The sequence below is a fragment of the Aphanothece sacrum FPU1 genome (assembly GCF_003864295.1).
In the GTDB taxonomy this organism is placed as follows: Bacteria; Cyanobacteriota; Cyanobacteriia; order Cyanobacteriales; family Microcystaceae; genus Aphanothece_B; species Aphanothece_B sacrum.
On record NZ_BDQK01000006.1, the window covers coordinates 199,105 to 218,566 of the forward strand.

Annotated in this window: 17 protein-coding genes; 10 read left to right on the plus strand and 7 right to left on the minus strand. The window is 37.0% G+C overall.

All coding sequences use genetic code 11. The features are described from left to right. Positions 1-45 precede the first annotated feature (45 nt). Complete coding sequence (locus AsFPU1_RS23030) at positions 46-1,026, plus strand: PEP-CTERM sorting domain-containing protein (RefSeq protein ID WP_227873367.1); 981 nt, start codon at positions 46-48, stop codon at positions 1,024-1,026. 38 nt (positions 1,027-1,064) lie between these two features. Here AsFPU1_RS23030 and AsFPU1_RS08535 read toward each other — a convergent pair whose 3' ends face one another. Then, complete coding sequence (locus AsFPU1_RS08535; RefSeq protein WP_124971889.1) at positions 1,065-1,730, minus strand: Uma2 family endonuclease; 666 nt, start codon at positions 1,728-1,730, stop codon at positions 1,065-1,067. On the opposite strand from AsFPU1_RS08535, the gene AsFPU1_RS22560 reads away from it, so the two are divergent. Next, entirely contained in the window at positions 1,729-1,902 is a 174-nt protein-coding gene (locus tag AsFPU1_RS22560) for a hypothetical protein (RefSeq protein WP_172957435.1), read from the plus strand. The two genes, AsFPU1_RS08535 and AsFPU1_RS22560, sit on opposite strands and share 2 nt — an antisense overlap. A gap of 56 nt (positions 1,903-1,958) precedes the next feature. After that, positions 1,959-2,864, plus strand: a complete 906-nt coding sequence (locus AsFPU1_RS23035) for a PEP-CTERM sorting domain-containing protein (RefSeq protein ID WP_227873368.1) — start codon at positions 1,959-1,961, stop codon at positions 2,862-2,864. A 38-nt stretch (positions 2,865-2,902) separates the two neighbouring features. Here AsFPU1_RS23035 and AsFPU1_RS08550 read toward each other — a convergent pair whose 3' ends face one another. After that, positions 2,903-3,568 (minus strand): Uma2 family endonuclease, encoded by a 666-nt coding sequence (locus AsFPU1_RS08550; protein ID WP_124971719.1) that lies wholly within the window; start codon positions 3,566-3,568, stop codon positions 2,903-2,905. Here AsFPU1_RS08550 and AsFPU1_RS08555 point away from each other — a divergent pair. From AsFPU1_RS08555 to AsFPU1_RS08570, 4 genes are all read left to right on the plus strand, one after another. Next, positions 3,567-4,526: an RnfABCDGE type electron transport complex subunit D gene (locus tag AsFPU1_RS08555; protein WP_124971721.1), complete on the plus strand. Its 960-nt coding sequence runs from the start codon at positions 3,567-3,569 to the stop codon at positions 4,524-4,526. The genes AsFPU1_RS08550 and AsFPU1_RS08555 overlap by 2 nt on opposite strands. Positions 4,527-4,570: 44 nt before the next feature. Next, positions 4,571-10,486 (plus strand): type I polyketide synthase, encoded by a 5,916-nt coding sequence (locus AsFPU1_RS08560; protein ID WP_124971723.1) that lies wholly within the window; start codon positions 4,571-4,573, stop codon positions 10,484-10,486. Between the two features lie 102 nt (positions 10,487-10,588). Then, the gene (locus AsFPU1_RS08565) at positions 10,589-11,143 is read left to right on the plus strand and encodes a hypothetical protein (protein ID WP_124971725.1); all 555 of its coding nucleotides are present in this window, start codon (positions 10,589-10,591) and stop codon (positions 11,141-11,143) included. Positions 11,144-11,314: 171 nt separating this feature from the next. Then, complete coding sequence (locus AsFPU1_RS08570) at positions 11,315-11,734, plus strand: acyl-CoA thioesterase (protein ID WP_124971727.1); 420 nt, start codon at positions 11,315-11,317, stop codon at positions 11,732-11,734. Positions 11,735-11,984: 250 nt separating this feature from the next. Here AsFPU1_RS08570 and AsFPU1_RS08575 read toward each other — a convergent pair whose 3' ends face one another. The 4 genes from AsFPU1_RS08575 to AsFPU1_RS08590 all read right to left on the minus strand — a co-directional run bounded on the left by AsFPU1_RS08575 (position 11,985) and on the right by AsFPU1_RS08590 (position 15,602). Beyond that, positions 11,985-12,551: a Uma2 family endonuclease gene (locus AsFPU1_RS08575; protein WP_124971729.1), complete on the minus strand. Its 567-nt coding sequence runs from the start codon at positions 12,549-12,551 to the stop codon at positions 11,985-11,987. 77 nt (positions 12,552-12,628) lie between these two features. Next, positions 12,629-13,120 carry a globin domain-containing protein gene (locus AsFPU1_RS08580; RefSeq protein ID WP_124971731.1) on the minus strand — a complete coding sequence of 164 codons (492 nt, stop codon included), beginning with the start codon at positions 13,118-13,120 and terminating at the stop codon, positions 12,629-12,631. Between the two features lie 318 nt (positions 13,121-13,438). Next, a complete protein-coding gene (locus tag AsFPU1_RS08585) occupies positions 13,439-14,263 on the minus strand; it encodes a LysM peptidoglycan-binding domain-containing M23 family metallopeptidase (RefSeq protein WP_227873374.1) in 825 nt (274 codons plus the stop codon). Between the two features lie 40 nt (positions 14,264-14,303). After that, complete coding sequence (locus AsFPU1_RS08590) at positions 14,304-15,602, minus strand: homoserine dehydrogenase (protein ID WP_124971735.1); 1,299 nt, start codon at positions 15,600-15,602, stop codon at positions 14,304-14,306. Positions 15,603-15,891: 289 nt separating this feature from the next. Between AsFPU1_RS08590 and AsFPU1_RS08595 the strand changes: the two genes are divergently transcribed. Next, complete coding sequence (locus tag AsFPU1_RS08595; RefSeq protein ID WP_124971737.1) at positions 15,892-17,181, plus strand: MFS transporter; 1,290 nt, start codon at positions 15,892-15,894, stop codon at positions 17,179-17,181. A 31-nt stretch (positions 17,182-17,212) separates the two neighbouring features. After that, positions 17,213-17,776, plus strand: coding sequence for a Uma2 family endonuclease (locus AsFPU1_RS08600; RefSeq protein ID WP_124971739.1), 564 nt, complete (start codon positions 17,213-17,215; stop codon positions 17,774-17,776). 278 nt (positions 17,777-18,054) lie between these two features. Here AsFPU1_RS08600 and AsFPU1_RS08605 read toward each other — a convergent pair whose 3' ends face one another. Then, positions 18,055-18,969: an alpha/beta fold hydrolase gene (locus AsFPU1_RS08605; RefSeq protein WP_124971741.1), complete on the minus strand. Its 915-nt coding sequence runs from the start codon at positions 18,967-18,969 to the stop codon at positions 18,055-18,057. Between the two features lie 235 nt (positions 18,970-19,204). Here AsFPU1_RS08605 and infC point away from each other — a divergent pair. Next, positions 19,205-19,462, plus strand: a 258-nt coding sequence (gene infC, locus AsFPU1_RS08610; protein WP_125061082.1) for a translation initiation factor IF-3, incomplete at its 3' end; no start/stop codon positions are given.

Sequence of the window (19,462 nt, forward strand, 5' to 3'; positions counted from 1 at the left end):
TTGTGTTAATCAAGCAAATTTGTTTAATTCGAGGAGTATTCAACCATGAAGATTTTAAATCCACCAAAGTTTGTTAGTCGCAGTCTTATTGGGGCTGTGGGGTTAAGTGCGATCACCCTAATTCCAGTAAAAGCACAAGCCGCCGGAGGTCCCTTCAATGCAGGACCTACTGACGATGTAACACAATCTCTAGGCAGTTTCCAGATTGTGGTTAATCGTAAGTGGCGACACCTGTTTGTTGGTCAACCTGCCTCCTTATATAACAAGAAAACCTTTACTTTAACCAGTCCTATTTTGTTTGATTCCAACACCGTCATTGGGCGCAGTAATCCTCATATTGATGGGGATGCTGCTGACACAGGAGGAGCAATCGTAGGTACGGCAAAGAGAATCATCTCTGATAGTGATTTCTCGATTATGCCTCTTGAATTTAAACTTCCTGCTGCTAGAGAAGTTCATACCAATGTTGAGTCATTATTGCTGACCGGTGGCGGAGGATTTAATGTTCGGGTTGGTAGTAAAGCACCGAATCGCCCCATCAGTCCAGGGGAAGTTCAATCCAATGCAACAGGGGATGATATCGGTAATACTAACTTTGATTTTCCTGCCAAGAGTTTTTTCAATGTTTTTGCTGAAGTCGATATTCCCGGTTTGGGAACATTGTTTAATACTAAAGCACTCTTTTTAAGAGGGGACGATAATCTGATGAACTTTCCGCCCAAAGTTGTCTATCTCCATGAAAGTTCAGACCCCGTTCGAGTTTACTTTAAGAGCTGTCTGCCTGTTATTCGTCGCTGTACCCCAGGACAAGCATTTGGTAGTCTTACTTTAGCCGGTCACGGTATTGGCTTTAACCAGGATGATTTTGCTGAATTTGATTTTCGACTCACCAAATCTGCACGTATCCCTGTAGATCCCAGAGAAATGCCTGAACCATTAACAATTTTGGGTTCTGCTACTGCTATGGGTTTCGGCACATTCTTCAAACGGAAATTAGGCAAGAAACGTCAACAAGATAAGGCATAGATTTCTCGTAGTTGGGTTGCGCTTTCGCTTAACCCAACCTACTCAATGTCATCAGGATTAATTCCCAATTCTTGCAGTTTCTCCGCTAAACGTTCTGCCCTTTGTTGTTGCTGTTCTGCTGTTTCTTCTGGGGTTAAAACTAACTTTCCTTCAGCAGTAAAAAAACGCAATTGGTCATTATCAATCCCTAAATATAGCCCTAACTGTTGACTCCATAACCATCCGTTTTCATTAGGTTCTATTACTTGATATTGACCTGACATTAACTGAAATCCTTGAAATTCTAAAGTTTCTGGCTCAAACCAAAAATAATCAGGGGTACGGAAAATATCTTGATAAATTTGTTTCTTTAATCCTTTATCAGTTTCTGCCGTTGAGGTCGATAAAATTTCCACAATTATATTAGGATATTTTCCCCCTTCTTCCCAAACTACCCAACTTTTACGAGGTTTCTTTTCTACATCTAAAACCACAAAAAAATCAGGGCCTCGAAAATGTTCAGATTTCCGTTGACGGGGACTGTAATAAATAGTCAAATTCCCCGCAGCAAAAAAGTCTTGTTGATTTCGCCACCGCCATTCTAAACATTTCAGTAACAAAATCATCTGTTGGAGGTGTAAATAAGTTTCCATTGGCGGTTCATCACTCAGTAAGTCACTAGAAGGAACGATCAAATCTTCTGTTATCTCTTGAATTAAAGCCATGACAATTACCCAATTCATTTCTACTTCCAATGTTACCCCAATTCCTCAAACTCAATCTACGACAATAAACTATCGTTTTGCAGAGTTACGTCGTTTTGCGATCGCTACTACTGTCGATCCTAGTCGCATTTTTAGATGGTGCAGTTCAGGATATTTGTATCGATACAGGTAATCCACTCTGTACTAAATCAATCAAGTTTGTTTATTTTACACAAGGAGTATTAAACCATGAATTTTTTAAATTCACCGAAGTTTGTTACCCGTAGTTTAATCGGTGCTGTGGGGTTAAGTGCGATCGCCTTTTTAGGGTTTGCAGAATCAGCTAGTGCGTTGACAGTTGTTAAAGGGTCTGATTATTGGAAAACTAAAAACGGTTCATTTTTCAATTTTAACGATGTTGTTGGTAATGTTGAATTTATTAGTCGTCCCCTTGGTCAGTGGACACCACCTGGCTCAAGCGAACCACTCAAGGATAGTAAAGGCGTAACACTCAATCTGAAGACAGATACCGTCGTCAGACGATTGGATGATATAACCTTTAACACTGATGCTCAAGACGGCGAATATGGTGTAAGCAATGTTGAGGTTGTTGCCCTATCGTTGAAGAGTAAAAGTCCGGTACGTTATAAGGGGTCATTATTTAATATCTTCATTGATCTCAATACTAATAAACAATCAACAGGAACCATAAATATCAACGAAGATCGAACTTTCTTTAGTGATTTTACTGTCAATTTTCTTCCTAGTTTCCACCCTGTTTCAAAAGGAGCAGCAACTCTCTCTTGTGCTGACGTTTTTGGTACTGCTCCGTGTGATAACTTTTCTGTTGATTTACATGGCCGTAACGGAAAGTGGACGCGTCGTATCACAGAGAAAGTGATACAGACGGAAGGACCGAGTCAAGTGAGAGGAGTTGTTGGAGATATTAATGCCAATATTCATACAAATCTCTCCAAAACTCAAACAGATTTCTTTGTTATTGGTATTGTTGAACATGATGCTGGTGGTGCAGGACATCATACTGTCAGGACAGCCCCTGAACCTTTAACAATTTTGGGTTCTGCTACTGCTATGGGTTTCGGCACATTCTTCAAACGGAAATTAGGCAAGAAACGTCAACAAGACAAGGCATAGATTTCTCGTAGTTGGGTTGCGCTTTCGCTTAACCCAACCTACTCAATGTCATCAGGATTAATTCCCAATTCTTGCAGTTTCTCAGCTAAACGTTCTGCCCTTTGTTGTTGCTGTTCTGCTGTTTCTTCTGGGGTTAAAACTAACTTTCCTTCAGCAGTAAAAAAACGCAATTGGTCATTATCAATCCCTAAATATAGCCCTAACTGTTGACTCCATAACCATCCGTTTTCATTAGGTTCTATTGCTTGATATTGACCTGACATTAACTGAAATCCTTGAAATTCTAAACTTTCTGGCTCAAACCAAAAATAATCAGGGGTACGGAAAATATCTTGATAAATTTGTTTCTTTAATCCTTTATCAGTTTCTGCTGTACTTGTCGATAAAATTTCCACAATCATATTAGGATATTTTCCCCCTTCTTCCCAAACTACCCAACTTTTACGAGGTTTCCTTTCTACATCTAAAACCACAAAAAAATCAGGGCCTCGAAAATGTTCAGATTTCCGTTGACGGGGACTGTAATAAATGGTCAAATTCCCAAAAGCATAGAAATCTTGACGATCTCGCCAACATAATTCTAACGATTGAATCAATAACATCAATTGTCGCAAATGCAGTTCTGTTTCCATTGGCGGTTCATCACTCAGTAAGTCACTAGAAGGAAAGATCACATCCTCTGTTATCTCTTGAATTAAAGCCATGACAATTACCCAATTGATTTCTACTTCCAATGTTACCCCAATTCCTCAAACTCAACCTTCGACAATAAACTATCGTCTTGCAGGGTTACGTCGTTTTGCGATCGCTATTACATTCCTCAATATATTAGGTCATACTTTCCTCGGTTTTGAGCAATCTTGGGCCCAACCTTTTGTGTCTTTAATTACTGCTTATATCATGGAATTATTGTTAGAAACAGTTGAAGCTTTAAGTCAAGATAAACAACCTCGTTTCTTGGGAAATCTAACTACATTTATTGACTTTTTACTTCCTGCTCATATTACAGCATTAGCAGTGGCTATGCTTTTATATGCTAATGAGCGATTATTTCCTATTGCTTTTGCGACAGCAGTTGCTATTGCCTCTAAATATCTATTTCGGGTTTCTATAGGTAATAAATTACGACATTTTTTCAATCCTTCAAATTTTGGAATTAGTGTAACTTTAATTCTATTTCCTTGGATAGGAATTGCTCCACCATATCAATTTACTGAGAATTTATATGGATGGGCAGATTGGATGTTTCCAGGAATTATTATATGTACAGGAACTTTTCTTAATGCTCGTTTTACTCATAAATTACCATTAATTATGAGTTGGGTTGGCGGATTTTTTTTACAAGCAGTTATCAGAAGTTATTGGTTTGGAACTCCATTAGTTCCAGCCTTATTACCCATGACAGGGGTTGCTTTTGTCCTCTTTACTTTCTATATGATAAGTGATCCAGGTACTACCCCAATTCAAGCTAAAAGTCAAGTCATTTTTGGTTTATCTGTTGGTGCTGCTTACGGAATTTTAATGCTGTTTCATGTAGTCTTTGGAATGTTTTTCGGACTCACATTAATCTGTCTAATTCGGGGTTTAATTTATTACTTAAATCCCTTGATTGAAAGATTAAAGTCTCATCTAAGTGAACGTCCTTTTATTACACAAATTTAAGTCACAATGGTGGGCATTGCCCACCCTACTAAGGAGATTAAACCATGAATACTTGTCATCCTCAAATTGCTATTGTTGGTATGTCTTGCCAATATCCTGATGCTAAAAATCCTCAAGAATTATGGGAAAATGTTTTAGCAAAACGTCGTGCTTTTCGTCGCTTTCCTGATGAAAGATTATGTTTAGATGACTATTTTTCATCAGATAAATCTACCCCTGATGCTATCTATTCTAAACAAGCAGCAGTTATAGAAGGATATGACTTTGATCGCATTGCTTTTCGGGTAGTTGGCAGTACCTTTAGAGCAGCAGATTTAGTCCATTGGTTAGCCTTAGATATGGCATCTCAAGCATTAAATGATGCAGGATTTATCGAAGGTAAAAATTTACCAAATGAGACTACCGGAGTGTTATTAGGAAATACTTTAACCGGAGAATTTTCGCGGGCTAATACATTACGTTTACGTTGGCCTTATGTCCGTCGCGTCGTTCAATCTCAATTAATTAATCAAGGATTTTCTCTCGAAGAAACTCAGATATTTATTGATAAGTTAGAAATAAAATATAAAGAACCTTTTGAACCTATTGGAGAGGAATCTTTAGCAGGTAATTTATCTAATACAATTGCCGGAAGAATCTGTAATCATTTTAACTTAAAAGGGGGCGGTTATACAATTGATGGTGCTTGTAGTTCTTCTTTATTAGCAGTAGCAAATGCTTGTAATCAGTTATTAACAGGAGATCTAGATTTAGCTTTAGCTGGAGGGGTAGATTTAAGCATTGATCCCTTTGAATTAGTCGGATTTGCTAAAGCGAGTGCATTAGCAGAAAAAGAGATGCGAGTTTATGATAAAAAATCTGCCGGTTTTATTCCTGGTGAGGGTTGCGGTTTTGTCGTATTAATGCGTTATGAAGATGCTTTAGAACAACAAAAACGTATCTATGGTGTGATTCGAGGTTGGGGCATTTCTTCTGATGGTCATGGAGGGATGACAAGACCTGAAGTTGACGGACAATTATTGGCGGTAAAACGTGCTTATAGTCGTGCAGGTTTAGGAGTTAATACGGTTAGTTATTTTGAAGGACATGGTACAGGAACACCTGTAGGTGACGGGGTAGAATTACAAGTGCTTTCTCGTGCTATTAAAGAGACTATCAACCCTAACAATACAGTTTTTGAACCTGCTTATATTGGTTCAATTAAAGCTAATATTGGACATACTAAAGCTGCTGCTGGAATAGCAGGTTTAATTAAAGCAACAATGGCAGTTTATAGTCAAATTATTCCCCCAACAACAGGATGTGAAACTCCCCATGATCAATTAACTAAGAATAACCCGGTTTTACAAGTCAATAACATCGGTAAGTTATGGCCTATTGATCGATGTTTACGTGCTGGGGTAAGTGCCATGGGTTTTGGCGGAATTAATACCTATATTGTCTTAGAAGGATTAGGAAATATTCGTCGTCAAAAGTTAACAGCCAAGGAACAAGACTTAATTACCAGTTATCAGGATGCTGAGTTACTTCTTTTTACAGCAGAAACTAAAGATGAGTTAAGAACTAAACTTTCTCAATTATTAGAATTTAGTTATAAATTATCCTCTGCTGAGATAACAGATTTATCTGCCAAAGTCAATCAAAATATTGATTTTAATTTACAAATTCGTGCTGCGGTTATTGCCAATAAAGTAGATGAATTAACCAGTCAGTTACAAGAACTAATTTTGCTCATAGATGGAGAATTAAAAACTAATTTAAACACAGGTAATGTCTTTTTAAGAATCAAAAATAAAAGTCCTAAAATTGGCTTTTTATTTCCTGGACAATCTGCCCCTGTTTATGATCATGGTGGACTTTGGCAGGATCGCTTCTCTCAATTAAAGATGTTATATGAGACAGCACAACTACCAAATACGGAAGACAAAATATCAACCAAAATTGCTCAGCCTGCTATTGTGACATCTACCATTGCTGGGTTAAAAATCTTAGAAACATTTGGCATTAAAGCCGATGTTGCTGTGGGTAATAGCTTAGGTGAATTATGCGCTTTATATTGGGCTGAAGTTTTTGATGAAACAGCTTTAATTCGTCTAGCTAAAGTACGGGGAAAAGCTATGGCAGAATTAGGTGATTCTACCGGAAAAATGGCGAGTCTTGGCACGGATGAAAATACAGTTAAAGGGTTATTAAATGGTCGTGTTGTCGTCATTGCCGGAATTAACTCACCTCAGCAAACTATTATATCTGGAGAAGATTTAGGGGTAAAATATGTTATAGAAAAAGCTGTCCAAAAAAACATCAAAACGGTTCTTTTACCTGTTTCCCATGCTTTCCATTCTCCTTTAGTTTCTCAAGCAGTTAAACCTTTGGCAGATTATCTCAAAAATGAACAATTATCTCCCGTACAAAAGCAAGTAATTTCTACCATCACGGGACAACTATTAACCCCAGAAAATGATCTGCGATCGCTATTAATACAACAGGTAACTTCTCCTGTACATTTTCTTGATGCTGTCTCTTTAGCCCAACAAGATGTAGACTTATTTATTGAAGTAGGGCCAGGTCAAATTTTAGGTCGTATTGTCTCTAGTTTTTCTAAGGTTCCTGTAATCTCTTTAGATAGTGGTGGTGACTCTCTGAAGGGGTTATTACAGGCAGTTGGTGCGGCTTTTGTTTTAGGAGTTAATATTAACCATAAGGCTTTATTTAAGGGACGGTTTACCAGATCATTTAATCTTGATTGGAAACCCAAGTTTTTTGTTAACCCTTGTGAGTTAGCACCTGAAAATATGATTGATGAGGTTACAAAAAATAAGCAGGAAAAAATAACACAAAAAATAGTCCCTCACCTAGATAATAAAGAGGTTATAGACAACATTTCTGTAACAGAGAATAATGATGATTCTCCCTTGAACTGTCTACGTAAACTAATTTCAGAAAAAACAGAGTTACCCATTGCAACAATAGAAGAAGATCATCGTTTATTAGGTGATTTACATCTTAATTCTATTAGTGTAGGTCAATTAGTTGCTGAAGCGGCCCGTCGTTTAGGGTTATCTGCTCCAGTATCCCCCACAGACTACGCTAACGCAACAGTAGGAGATATTGCCCAAGCATTGACAGATTTATCGCAAACTAAGGACATAAAACCCAGAGAAACCCTTCCTCTTGGTATAGATTCCTGGATTCGTTCTTTTACTGTAGAATTCGTAGAATCTCCCTTAATAGCGTCCCTTCCTACCCCTAATAATAATGCTTCTCAATGGCGTATCATTACACCGATGGATTATGCTTTAAAGACACCTTTAGAAGCAGCATTGTCCAAATATGAGGGTAATGGGGTAGTAGTGTGTCTTCCTCCTAACCCCGATGAACAGATTATTGATAGTTTATTAGAAGGGGCCAAAATTGCAATTAATAACCCCAATAATTGCTTTATTTTAGTTCAACATGGAGGAGGTGCAGCATCTTTTGCAAGAACTCTTTATTTAGAGAATTCTCAGATTAAAACTTGTGTTATTGATGTTCCTTTTAATCATCCTAATAATATTAATTGGATCGTTACAGAAGCATTATTATTTGATGGTTATACTGAAATTTATTATGACCACAAAGGGATCAGGCGATCGCGTATTTTGAAGTCTGTAGAGATGCAAACCCTTGCACCCCTACAAAAATCAAGAATTAATCTTTCCTCAAATGATGTTTTATGTGTTACGGGAGGAGGTAAAGGTATTGCTGCTGAATGCGCTTTATCTATTGCAAAAGAAACAGGAGTAAATCTTGTTTTATTAGGAAGATCTCGACCACAAAATGATGAAGAATTAAGTCATAATTTAGTGCGTATGCAGTCACTTGGCATTAAAGTCATTTATGTTTCTGTCGATATCACTAATGCTGATCAAGTTAACAAATGTTTGACTGATATTCAAAAGGAGTTAGGAACAATAACTGCTGTAATTCATGGTGCAGGAATAAACAAGCCTAAATTAATACAAAACCTAGAAAAAGAAGACGTTTTAGAAACATTAGCCCCCAAAGTACAAGGATTAAAAAATGTGCTTGCTGCTATTAACTCTGATAGCTTAAAACACTTAATAACCTTTGGTTCTATTATTGCTGAAACGGGACTACCTGGGGAAGCAGACTATGGTTTAGGGAATGAATGGTTAGGTCATTATGTAGCAGAATTTAAGGAAAAATATCCCCATTGTCACTGTCTTAATGTAGCATGGTCTGTTTGGTCTGGGGTAGGCATGGGAGAAAAATTAGGACGTATTGATAGTTTAATGCAGCAAGGGATTACACCCATTCCCCCTGATCAGGGTATTGATATATTACGTCGTTTGATAACTCAATCTTTTGATTCTACAACTGTGATAGTTTCAGGAAGATTTGGGGAACCACCTACCCTAAAAATAGAACCATTAGAATTACCTTTCTTACGGTTTTTAGAACAGCAAAAAGTGTCTTATCCTGGAGTAGAATTAATTGTTGATGTTGAGTTATCTCTAGATAATGATCCTTACATCAAAGATCATGTTTACGAAGGAGAATATATCTTTCCTGGGGTGATGGGTTTAGAAGCAATGATGCAAGTTGCAACTTCTTTAATGCCCAATTTAGTTGATAAAATAACCATTGAATCTGTCAAATTTAATCGCCCCATTGTTGTCTCTGCTAATGAACCTTTAAAGATTCGTATTGCTGCTTTAATTTACCCGTCAGGAAAAGTAAAAACAGTGATCCGTAGTGAACAAACTGGGTTTACTGTAGATCATTTTACAACAATTATTAGTCAGGCAAGAAATAACAGTGAACTAGGAACAGTTATCCCTATTCATAACATAGATAACCAACAAAATAATATTGATCCGCAACAACATTTATATGGTGAATTATTGTTTCATGGAGGACGTTTTCAAAGGATTAAACATTATGAACATCTTACAGCAACAGAATGTATGGCAGAAATTGAAACCAAAACCAACCTAGAATGGTTTAGTCGCTATTTACCCCAGTCATTAATATTAGGTGATCCAGGGGCAAGAGATGCAGTAATTCATGCTTTACAAGCTTGTGTTCCCCATGCCACAATTTTGCCAATAGGTATCGAAAAGTTAAGCATTTATGAGGTTAATGCAACCCAAAATCAATTTGTCTCAGCCAAGGAAAGGCAACACTTTGATGATACTTTCATCTATGACTTAACCGTCTTTGATGCTGAAGGGAATATACTAGAAGTTTGGCAAGGGTTAGAATTACAAATAATTAAACATAAAAACCCTGATGATCCTTGGATTTCTAACCTATTACCGCCCTATTTAGAGCGCAATATTAAGGCAGTTGTCCCTGATGCTAACCTAACTCTAATTATTGATCAAGATGCCACAGTGGAGCGTCGAGTAAGAAGCGATCGCAACCTTACGGTAAGGCAAAAGGCAAAAGGCAAAGGGCAAAAAGTCTATCGGAGGCTTGATGGTAAACCAGAAATCAACGGAGAGGCGATTTCTGTGTCCCATACAGGGGCGTTAACCCTAGTGGTCAAGGGTGGATGTGGCTGTGATGTGGAACCTGTTATAGAGCGTTCTGGGACAGTTTGGCACGATCTTTTAGGAACCCACAAATTAGCCTTAGCAGACATTATTGCTGCTTATAAACAAGAATCTCTAGATGTATCAGCGACCCGCATTTGGACAGCCAATGAGTGCTTAAAAAAAGCAGGAATGATGGTTGATACACCCTTAATGTTAATGAATCAAAAAGCTGTTTCTAAGCAAAAAAAATCCACATCTAAGGTCGTTTGGTTGACTGCTGGAGAAACAATTATTGCCACGTTCGTCGTTGCAGTAAAAGGGTTTGAAACACCGTTAGTTTTTGCCGTGTTAGTTAAGGAGGTGAAAGAACATGAACAAGTTTTAAAGGAGGTGCGATCGCTTGATTATCAAGGTGTTTAATTTTGTTTGTCATTTAACCAATAAACCGTTTAAATGCAAACATTACTACTACAATTTCTGCCAATTTTTCCCATAAATTCTCTTACTAAGGAGCAATAAATCATGACTACTACAACTAAAAGAAGCATCCAATCTAATCCTATTTCTAATGGATTACGTTCTCTTGTTTATTTGCTTAATGGACGTTGGCATAAACCAGCCATGCAAATCTTTATGGTGGTCATTGCCTTTCATTTATTAGAACATCTTGTTCAAGCTTATCAACTTTGGGGTTTAGGGTGGCCACGTCCCAAATGTTTAGGCTTATTGGGTTTAGGTTTTCCCTGGTTAATGAAATCTGAATGGTTACACTATGGACACGCCTTATTTATGTTACTTGGCTTTGCTGTTTTTCGTCCTTCTTTTGTTGGTCGGGCCCGACTCTGGTGGGATATTGGTTTTGGGCTACAATTCTATCATCATTTTGAACACGCCCTACTCTTAGGCCAAGCGATTATTCATGAAAACTTGTTTGATTCTCCTGTTCCCATTAGTATCGGTCAAATTTGGTTTCCTCGTTTAGAGTTACATCTTTTTTATAATTTCATGATTCTAGTTCCCATGTTGATTGCCATGTATTATCATCGTTTCCCTCCCTATCAATCAAAAAATGTTTAACCCCAATGTAGGGTGGGCAATGCCCACCTTACTAACAATAAAATTAAGCAATTTTTTGTGCCACATTTGCTAAATAATCAAAATATTTTCCATATTTCATAATGATTGAGAACAAATTATATTTGATGTATCCTGAGTCATGAAGAAAATCCTCTTATATTACTAGAAACAATGAAAACTTACGAATATCATCACATTGTCAATTTTGAAGAAACTAACCTAGTTGGTAATGTTTATTACGCTAATTATGTTAGATGGCAAGGTCGTTGTCGAGAAATGTTTCTCAAAGATAATGCTCCTGATATTATCACAGAACTTGCTCAAGGATTAGCCTTAGTTACGGTTTCAGTTTCTTGTGATTATCTATCAGAATTATTCGCCTTTGATCAAGTAATCATTAAAATGACTTTAGCAGAAGTTAAACAAAATCGTATTACCATGTTATTTGAATATTGGCGAACTACAGACCAAGAAGAAGAATTAGTGGCCAAAGGAAAACAAGAAGCAGCTTGTATGAAGCGACAAGGAGAAAAAACGGTTCCTATTCCTATTCCTGAGTCATTAAAAAAAGCTTTAGAAAAATATCAATAAATGAAAATTATGTAGGGGCTTAATACCATTAAGCCTTTATTATTACAAATAAGGGACTTTAACTCGTTCATAGTTAAGCTATACAAACAAAGGTTGCCTACGCAACCTATAATGGCAGTCCACGAAGGTGGACTTTGTTTCTATAGAATAAGGCTTTAGCCTTTTATTAATTATTAGTTTAGCACAGTAAGTCCCGTAGAACCGTGTTTTTAGCATTCATAAAAAAAAATATTTGTCATATATTTGTATATTAAATTATTAACCAATCAAAAATATCTTTAACTGTTAATTGCCAATTATCTAAAATACTTAAAACCGGTAAAATATCCAATCCTGATAAAATTTCTGGTAATTGATTCGGTTTAAAAATCATCACAGACTCATCTTCTGAGTCAATTAACCAGCCTAGTTCTGTTCCCTGTTTTAGACAAAATAAAATCTTTTTAATAACCTTAGTAGCTGATTGTTCTGGAGACAAAATTTCAATGATCCAATCAGGATGAATTTCAAATTTATTAGCAATTTTCCCTTGGGGAGTTTTTGGGATTCTCTGCCAACTAAAAACCGCCAAATCTGGCACAATCGAACGTCCCCCAAAGGTACAGCGCAACTCAGGAAAAGCATAGGCTAATTTTTGGGGTAAGGTAACATTATTAATCGCTGTTCCTAGACGAATTTGTAAGGTACTGTGTTCTCCTTGGGGCATCGGTTTTTGACAAATTACTCCATTAATATATTCGCTGGCTGGTTTAGTTTCGGGACTTTTTAGAAATTCTTCAAGAGTCAAAGACTGTTCAATATTTTTAGTAATAATCATCTGTTTATCTCCTTAATCTAATTCTTCATTTGTTGTGCAATTAAATTTTTATAATTTTTCTTACCTATTTAACCAGCTTAATGATTAAAAAAACGCTGACTTTTTAATGAAGCAACTAACTTAACATCATCGTCTTGATAAAGTTCTTTCTCTCGTTGAATAAAAATATCTGCTAAAGCGGTATAAGCTTCTTCCCAAGCGGCCATAATTTCAGGAGTTGCTTGCTCTTGTAAAACTTCCTTCATTGCTAATAATAAAAAATCGCCAATCACGGGATATTGTTCTGCAATCACTTGACTATCAACATGACGATTAGCAATTTTTTCAACTGTTTTTTTTAACTCATCTAATTTATCAATATGAATCGCATAAGCATAAATAGAACCCGCTAATTTATTTGGTTGTGATCCCCCATCTACATGAGTCATAAAAGTGGTTTCAAACCATAATCTATACTCAGGACGAGATTCAAACATTAATTGATACATTTTGCGAGTAATTTCTTCTCCTCTTTCCTTTAAAATTGGAGCAGTTGCTTTAACTAAATCAATTGTTTTTTGACTAACCATTAGTAACAATCTCCCTTATTTTTTCGGTTCTACCGGACAAATTATTCTAAATTATTATAAATGATAGACCTTAACTCGCTCAGAGTTAAGCTATACAAATAAAGGTTGCCTACGCAACCTATAATGGCAGTCCACGAAGGTGGACTTTGTTTCTATAGGATCAGACATAAGGTCTGTCATTAATTATTAGTTTAGCACAGTAAGTCCCGTAGAACCGTGTTTTTGGTGAGAATCAGGTATTCGGGGCGGGTTTATCTAACTTTTAGCTGAGAATCAGTGATTTTTGTAAAAAACCCGCCCCTACAAACTTTTGCATAACTATGGGTTAACTTTGGGAAAATGAGTTTCGGGATCTTGAGCTACCCAACCAACAGGAAACTTATAACGAACTTCAAAATGTAGATGAGGTTGCAAAATATCAGGCTTTCCCGTCTTCCCTACATAGCCTAACACATCGCCCGCTTGAACAGATTGACCTATTTTCGCCTTAAAGCGACTTAAATGAGCATAACGAGTCTGTCGGCCATTACCATGATCCACCACCACTAAAAAGCCATAGCTTCCTTCTTGGGCCACAAAAATAACCATTCCCCGATCCGCCGCTAAAACAGGGGTTCCGGGTTCCGCTAATAAATCTACCCCCCCATGAAAAAATGATTGTCCTGTCGTCGGATTCGTATGCCATCCATACCCCAGTCCAATAGGGGCCACAAAGGGCAAAGGATAGCTTTTAAGCCCTGTATAATCCCCTCGTCGGGGGGTTTCCCATGGTTGCCAATTTACCCCCGGAATAAAAGCAACTTTAGGGTTAGGTACACAGCCATTAATCTCAAACAAAACATCGGCCCGCACACCATAAGCAGTGGATAAATCTCGCCAAGTCGCCCCATTTGGCACTTGTACCCGAATTCCATCAAAGGGAGGTATAAGAATATCTTGGCCAACTGGAACCTTTCCCTGAGCTAAACTAGGATTAAGTCGAACTAAAGTCGCCGGAATAAGTTTATAACGCTTAGCAATACTCTCAATAGTTTCTCCTGGGGCCACCCGATGACGTTGTATCCGAGATAGGGCCGGAACCGGACACAAAGAAGATGGAGAGTTTTGTGCCAAATAAGGACTAAAAGATATCAGAGGGATCAGGGAGACAAATAACCATAACCACCGTTCACGACTCACTTTCCTATAAAACACGCAAAATACTAGGAATACTGTTAATTGCCTCTAAAGAATGAATTTCCGCCAAAGCCTTGCGGAAGTTACCCTCACAGACATTGTGAGTGACGACCACAATTTCCGCAAGTTCCCCTTGAAAACCAATTTGTACTATTGACTCTAAACTGACCTGATGTTGACCGAAACTGGTTCCTAGATAACCGATGACTCCTGGCACATCTTCGGTGAGAAAACGGGCATAAAAGCGAGTTTCTATGGCTTCAATGGGGGTAATCTGACAATAATGTTGATGAACGCAACTTAAAAGGGGATCTAGGGTTTGAACCGGGCCACTACTTTTAAGGATGGCCACAATATTCATCACATCCGATACAACAGAACTGGCAGTTGGGCCGGCCCCGGCCCCTGGCCCATAAAACATCACTTGTCCCAGGGGACTCCCTTCTACCAAAATGGCGTTGTAGACCCCGTTAATGTTAGCTAGGGGATGGGTTTTAGACACTAGGGTAGGATGCACCCTTAATTGTAAGGTTTCTGAGGCTTCACCCCGTGATCCTTTAGCGATCGCTAATAGTTTAATCACAAAACCTAATTTATCAGCATAGATAATATCAGCCGCGCTAACTTGACGAATGCCTTCACAGTAGACATCTTCCCGTTTGACTTTTCCTCCGAACCCCAGAGAGGCTAAAATAGCGATTTTATCGGCTGCATCTAACCCATCCACATCGGCAGTGGGATCGGCTTCAGCATAGCCTAATTGTTGCGCTTCGGCTAAAACATCGTCAAAATCTGCCCCATATAGGGTCATTTGGGTCAAAATGTAGTTAGTTGTGCCGTTAACAATGCCAATAATGTTGTTAATGCGGTTAGCCCCTAAAGATTGTTTTAGAGGTTTAATGATGGGGATACCACCGCCAACTGCCGCTTCTAAAAGGACGTATACTCCTGCTTTATTGGCTGCTGCGTAGATTTCATCTCCATAACGGGCGATCACAGCTTTATTAGCAGTGACAACGTGCTTTTTGTGATTAATAGCTTGTAAAATGAGCGATCGCGCGGGTTCTAGCCCCCCTAATAATTCCACCACAATATCAATATCAGGGTCGTTGACGATACTTTCTAAGTCTGTCGTCATCACTCCTGATAAGAATTCTACGGAACGAGGTTTATCAGGCGATCGCACTCCGACCCGATGAATGACGATTTCCTCTAATAAAGGGTTTCGTCCCGATGGATCAAGCAGAATTTGCGCCGTTCCTGTGCCTACCGTTCCCAACCCAAGTAAACCAATCTTAAAGGCCACAATGATGCTCCTGTCGTCATCTTCCTATTCTAGATTAACTCTTTATTGTCTCAGATTGTTGAGGGGTTGTGAATTAATTTAAAAATGCTAACTAATAACCCACCAGTAAGCCAAAAGGAATTTAAAATGCGTTTTGACTTATTTATTTATAAAGCCATAACACTATGTTATAGTTACACAAATCAAATATATATTCTAGATGAAGTAGAACCAGATAAACTTCTGCGGGAGAAACCTTCATCGAGTTAATAACGTCCCACAAAAGAGACTCCATACATACAATAATTATATGCAATCAAAATCAACAGTTAAACCCTGGTTTTTCATTCCCACTCTTTATTTTGCGGAAGGACTTCCTTATATTCTAATTAATTCTGTTTCAGTTATTATTTATAAGAATCTAGGGGTAGATAATGCTCAAATTGCTTTTTGGACAAGTCTTCTATATCTACCTTGGGTACTTAAAATGTTTTGGTCGCCTTGGGTTGAAAAAATAGGAAAAACTAGAGATTGGATTATTATTACTCAATTAGTAATGGTCAGTTGTTTGGGAATAAGTGCGATCGCTTTACAACTTCCTAATTTCTTTTATATTTCTTTAATAACTTTCACATTAGGGGCCTTTGTTTCGGCCACCCATGATATTGCAGTAGATGGGTTTTATTTAGAATCATTAAACTTTACTCAGCAAGCAGAATTTGCCGGAATTAGACCAATTTTTTATCGAGGTGCTGTGATCTTTGGTTCAGGTTTTTTAGTAGTATTGGCCGGTAAATTAGCCAAATCATGGAACAATATATCTCTGAGTTGGACAGCGGCCTTAAGTGTTTGTGCTTTAATTTTTTTAGCTTTCTCTATATATCATTTTTTTAGTTTACCTAAATTCTCAAATTATCATAACAAAAAATCAGATAATACTGAGAATATTAATATTCATGAGCAGAAACAATCTGAAAATATCAACTCATTACAAATTATTGCTTCCTATTTCCGTAAACCTAAAATATTAATAATTTTGGCATTTATCTTATCCTATCGTTTTGGTGAAGCACTCTTAATTAAATTAAGTAATCCCTTTTTATTAGATTCCTTTGCTCAAGGGGGCTTAGAATTAAGTACAGAAGAAGTCGGCTTGATGTATGGTGGTTTTGGTGTAATATCTTTAATATTAGGAGGAATGTTAGGGGGTTTTGTCATAGCAAAAATTGGACTTAAAAAGAGTATTTTTCCAATGGCATTAGCCCTGAACTTACCTAATCTTTTTTACTTCTATATGTCTCTAGTTAAACCTTCTTTACCAGTAACTACAATGTTTATCTCATTGGAACAGTTTGGTAGTGGATTAGGATTAACCGCTTTTATGGTTTATTTAATGGAAATTTCTGAAGGAGAATATAAAACTGCTCATTATGCCATTTCTACAGGAATTATGGCTTTAGGAATGATGTTACCCGGATTAATTAGTGGTTATCTTCAACAAGAACTTGGATATCCCTTATTTTTTATGGTCGCTTTTTTACTTACTGTTCCTGGGATGTTCACAGTCTTTTTTATCCCTTTAAAATCAAGAAAATTATAATTAAAATTAACTAAATTTCATAGAGGTAATGATGGTACAAACACTTAATAAAATCCTCACTTTAGAGGAATTTCTCCAACTGCCTGAAACTAAACCCGCTAGTGAATATATTAATGGTCAAATTATCGAAAAACCCATGCCCCAAGGAAAACATAGTCGTATCCAAGCTGAGTTAATTATCACGCTTAATACTGTTGCCAAATCTCAGAAAATAGCTTATGCTTTTCCTGAGTTACGCTGTACTTTTGGGGAACGTTCTATTGTTCCTGATGTCGTAGTTTTGCGTTGGGATAAAATTCCTTGTGATGAAGATGGAGATATTGCTAATATTTGTTTAACCTATCCAGATTGGACAATTGAAATTTTGTCACCTAATCAAAACCCAATTAAAGTGATGGGAAATATTTTTTATTGTTTAGATAATGGTAGTGATTTAGGATGGTTAATTGATCCTGAAACAAAATCTGTTCTTGTCTTTTATCCTCAACAACAACCCTTACTCTTAGAAACCTCAGAAGATATTTTACCTGTTCCTGAATTTCTGCCTGAACTAAAATTAACTGTCGGTGATGTTTTTAATTGGTTAAAGTTATGATAAGTAAGTGGACAAAATTAATTACACAAAATTTGTACTAGGAGCGGGTTTTTTACATAAATCAATGATTCTCACAAAAAAACTAGATAAACCCGCCGGATGGTTTTTTACACAAATCCATAATTCATAATTCATAATTCATAATTCATAATTCATAATTCATAATTCATAATTCATAATTCATAATTCATAATTCATAATTCATAATTCATAATTCATAATTCATAATTCATAATTCATAATTCATAATTCATAATTCATAATTCATAATTCATAATTCATAATTTTTTAAGCCAATCTAATAAAATAGGATTAAATTGATCAGGACATTCATCATGAAGACAATGACCTGCGTGATCTAATTCTACTAAAATAATATTAGGATTTAATTGAGCAAAAATTGGGCCAAGAGAAGGAGGTATAAAACGATCTTGAAGACCCCAAACCAATAACATAGGCATTGTTAATTTAGGCAAAACAGCTTGAATAGATGGCCCATAATCAGTACCTTTCACCGCTTCAAATAATAAACAAAATGTTCTAGCTGCCCCCTGATCTTGAGGAGGTATAGTAATAATATGAACTAATTCGTCAGTAATAGCAGAAGCATCATAATAAGCTAATTTAATCCAAGGACGAATAATCTGAGGACGACGAATAATATTAAATAACCCTTTTAATAATAAAGGTGGGGAAAATAACCCTTCTATAGTATTAACAATAGGACGCAACCAACTAGGAATTGTTTTCTGTCTTAAAGACACATCCGGTAAACTAATCATGACCATTCCTGCCACCATTTCAGGATAACGTTCAGCCACCGTTACACATAATAAAGCCCCAATAGAATTACCCACCAAAACAACAGGTTGACCAATAAAAGTTAGCCAAAAATCATGAACTTGTTCAGCCCAAAGATACATACTATAATCAGTTGCTGCCTTTTTTGAACCCCCAAACCCTAACAAATCTAAGGCATAGATTGGGTATTCTTGCGCTAAAATGGGGATATTATGCCGCCAATGTTCAATAGCCGCCCCAAATCCATGTAATAGGATTAAGGGAGTTTTAGTACATTCCTGCTTCTGACCTGAAACCCATAAATAACTATAACGGATAGGCCAACCCCGCCAAACCCAAAGCCGTTGCTTTCCGATGCGTTTTTCCCAAGGTGTATTATTTGATACCAAAATGTAAGCGTTATAAATCTTTACACTTTTTGATTGTAAGATACTTAAGACTCAGATTAAAATGAAATTGGTAGAAACCTAAATATGGTAAAACCGAAAAACGATTGCGTAAACTTAAAAATAAAGTAAATAAATCAGACAGAACTTTGTGGAGAATTAGTAAAATGAAATAATTGCTCTGATCAACCTAATCTACTAAAGTTCATCCATCTAAATAGAGAAAAATTAACAAACGCCTGTGATAGATAAAAGACGCCCTCAACGCGATCTCCCCAAAATCAACGAAAGAATACGCTTCCCCGAAATTCGAGTCATCGATAGTGATGGTTCTCAAGTAGGCGTAGTCACTCCTGAAGATGCCTTAAAACTAGCCCAGGAGAGAGAATTAGATCTGGTTTTGGTGAGTGAAACCGCTAAACCTCCTGTTTGCCGAATCATGGATTACGGTAAGTATAAATTTGAACAGGAGAAAAAAGCCAGAGAAGCTAAGAAAAAA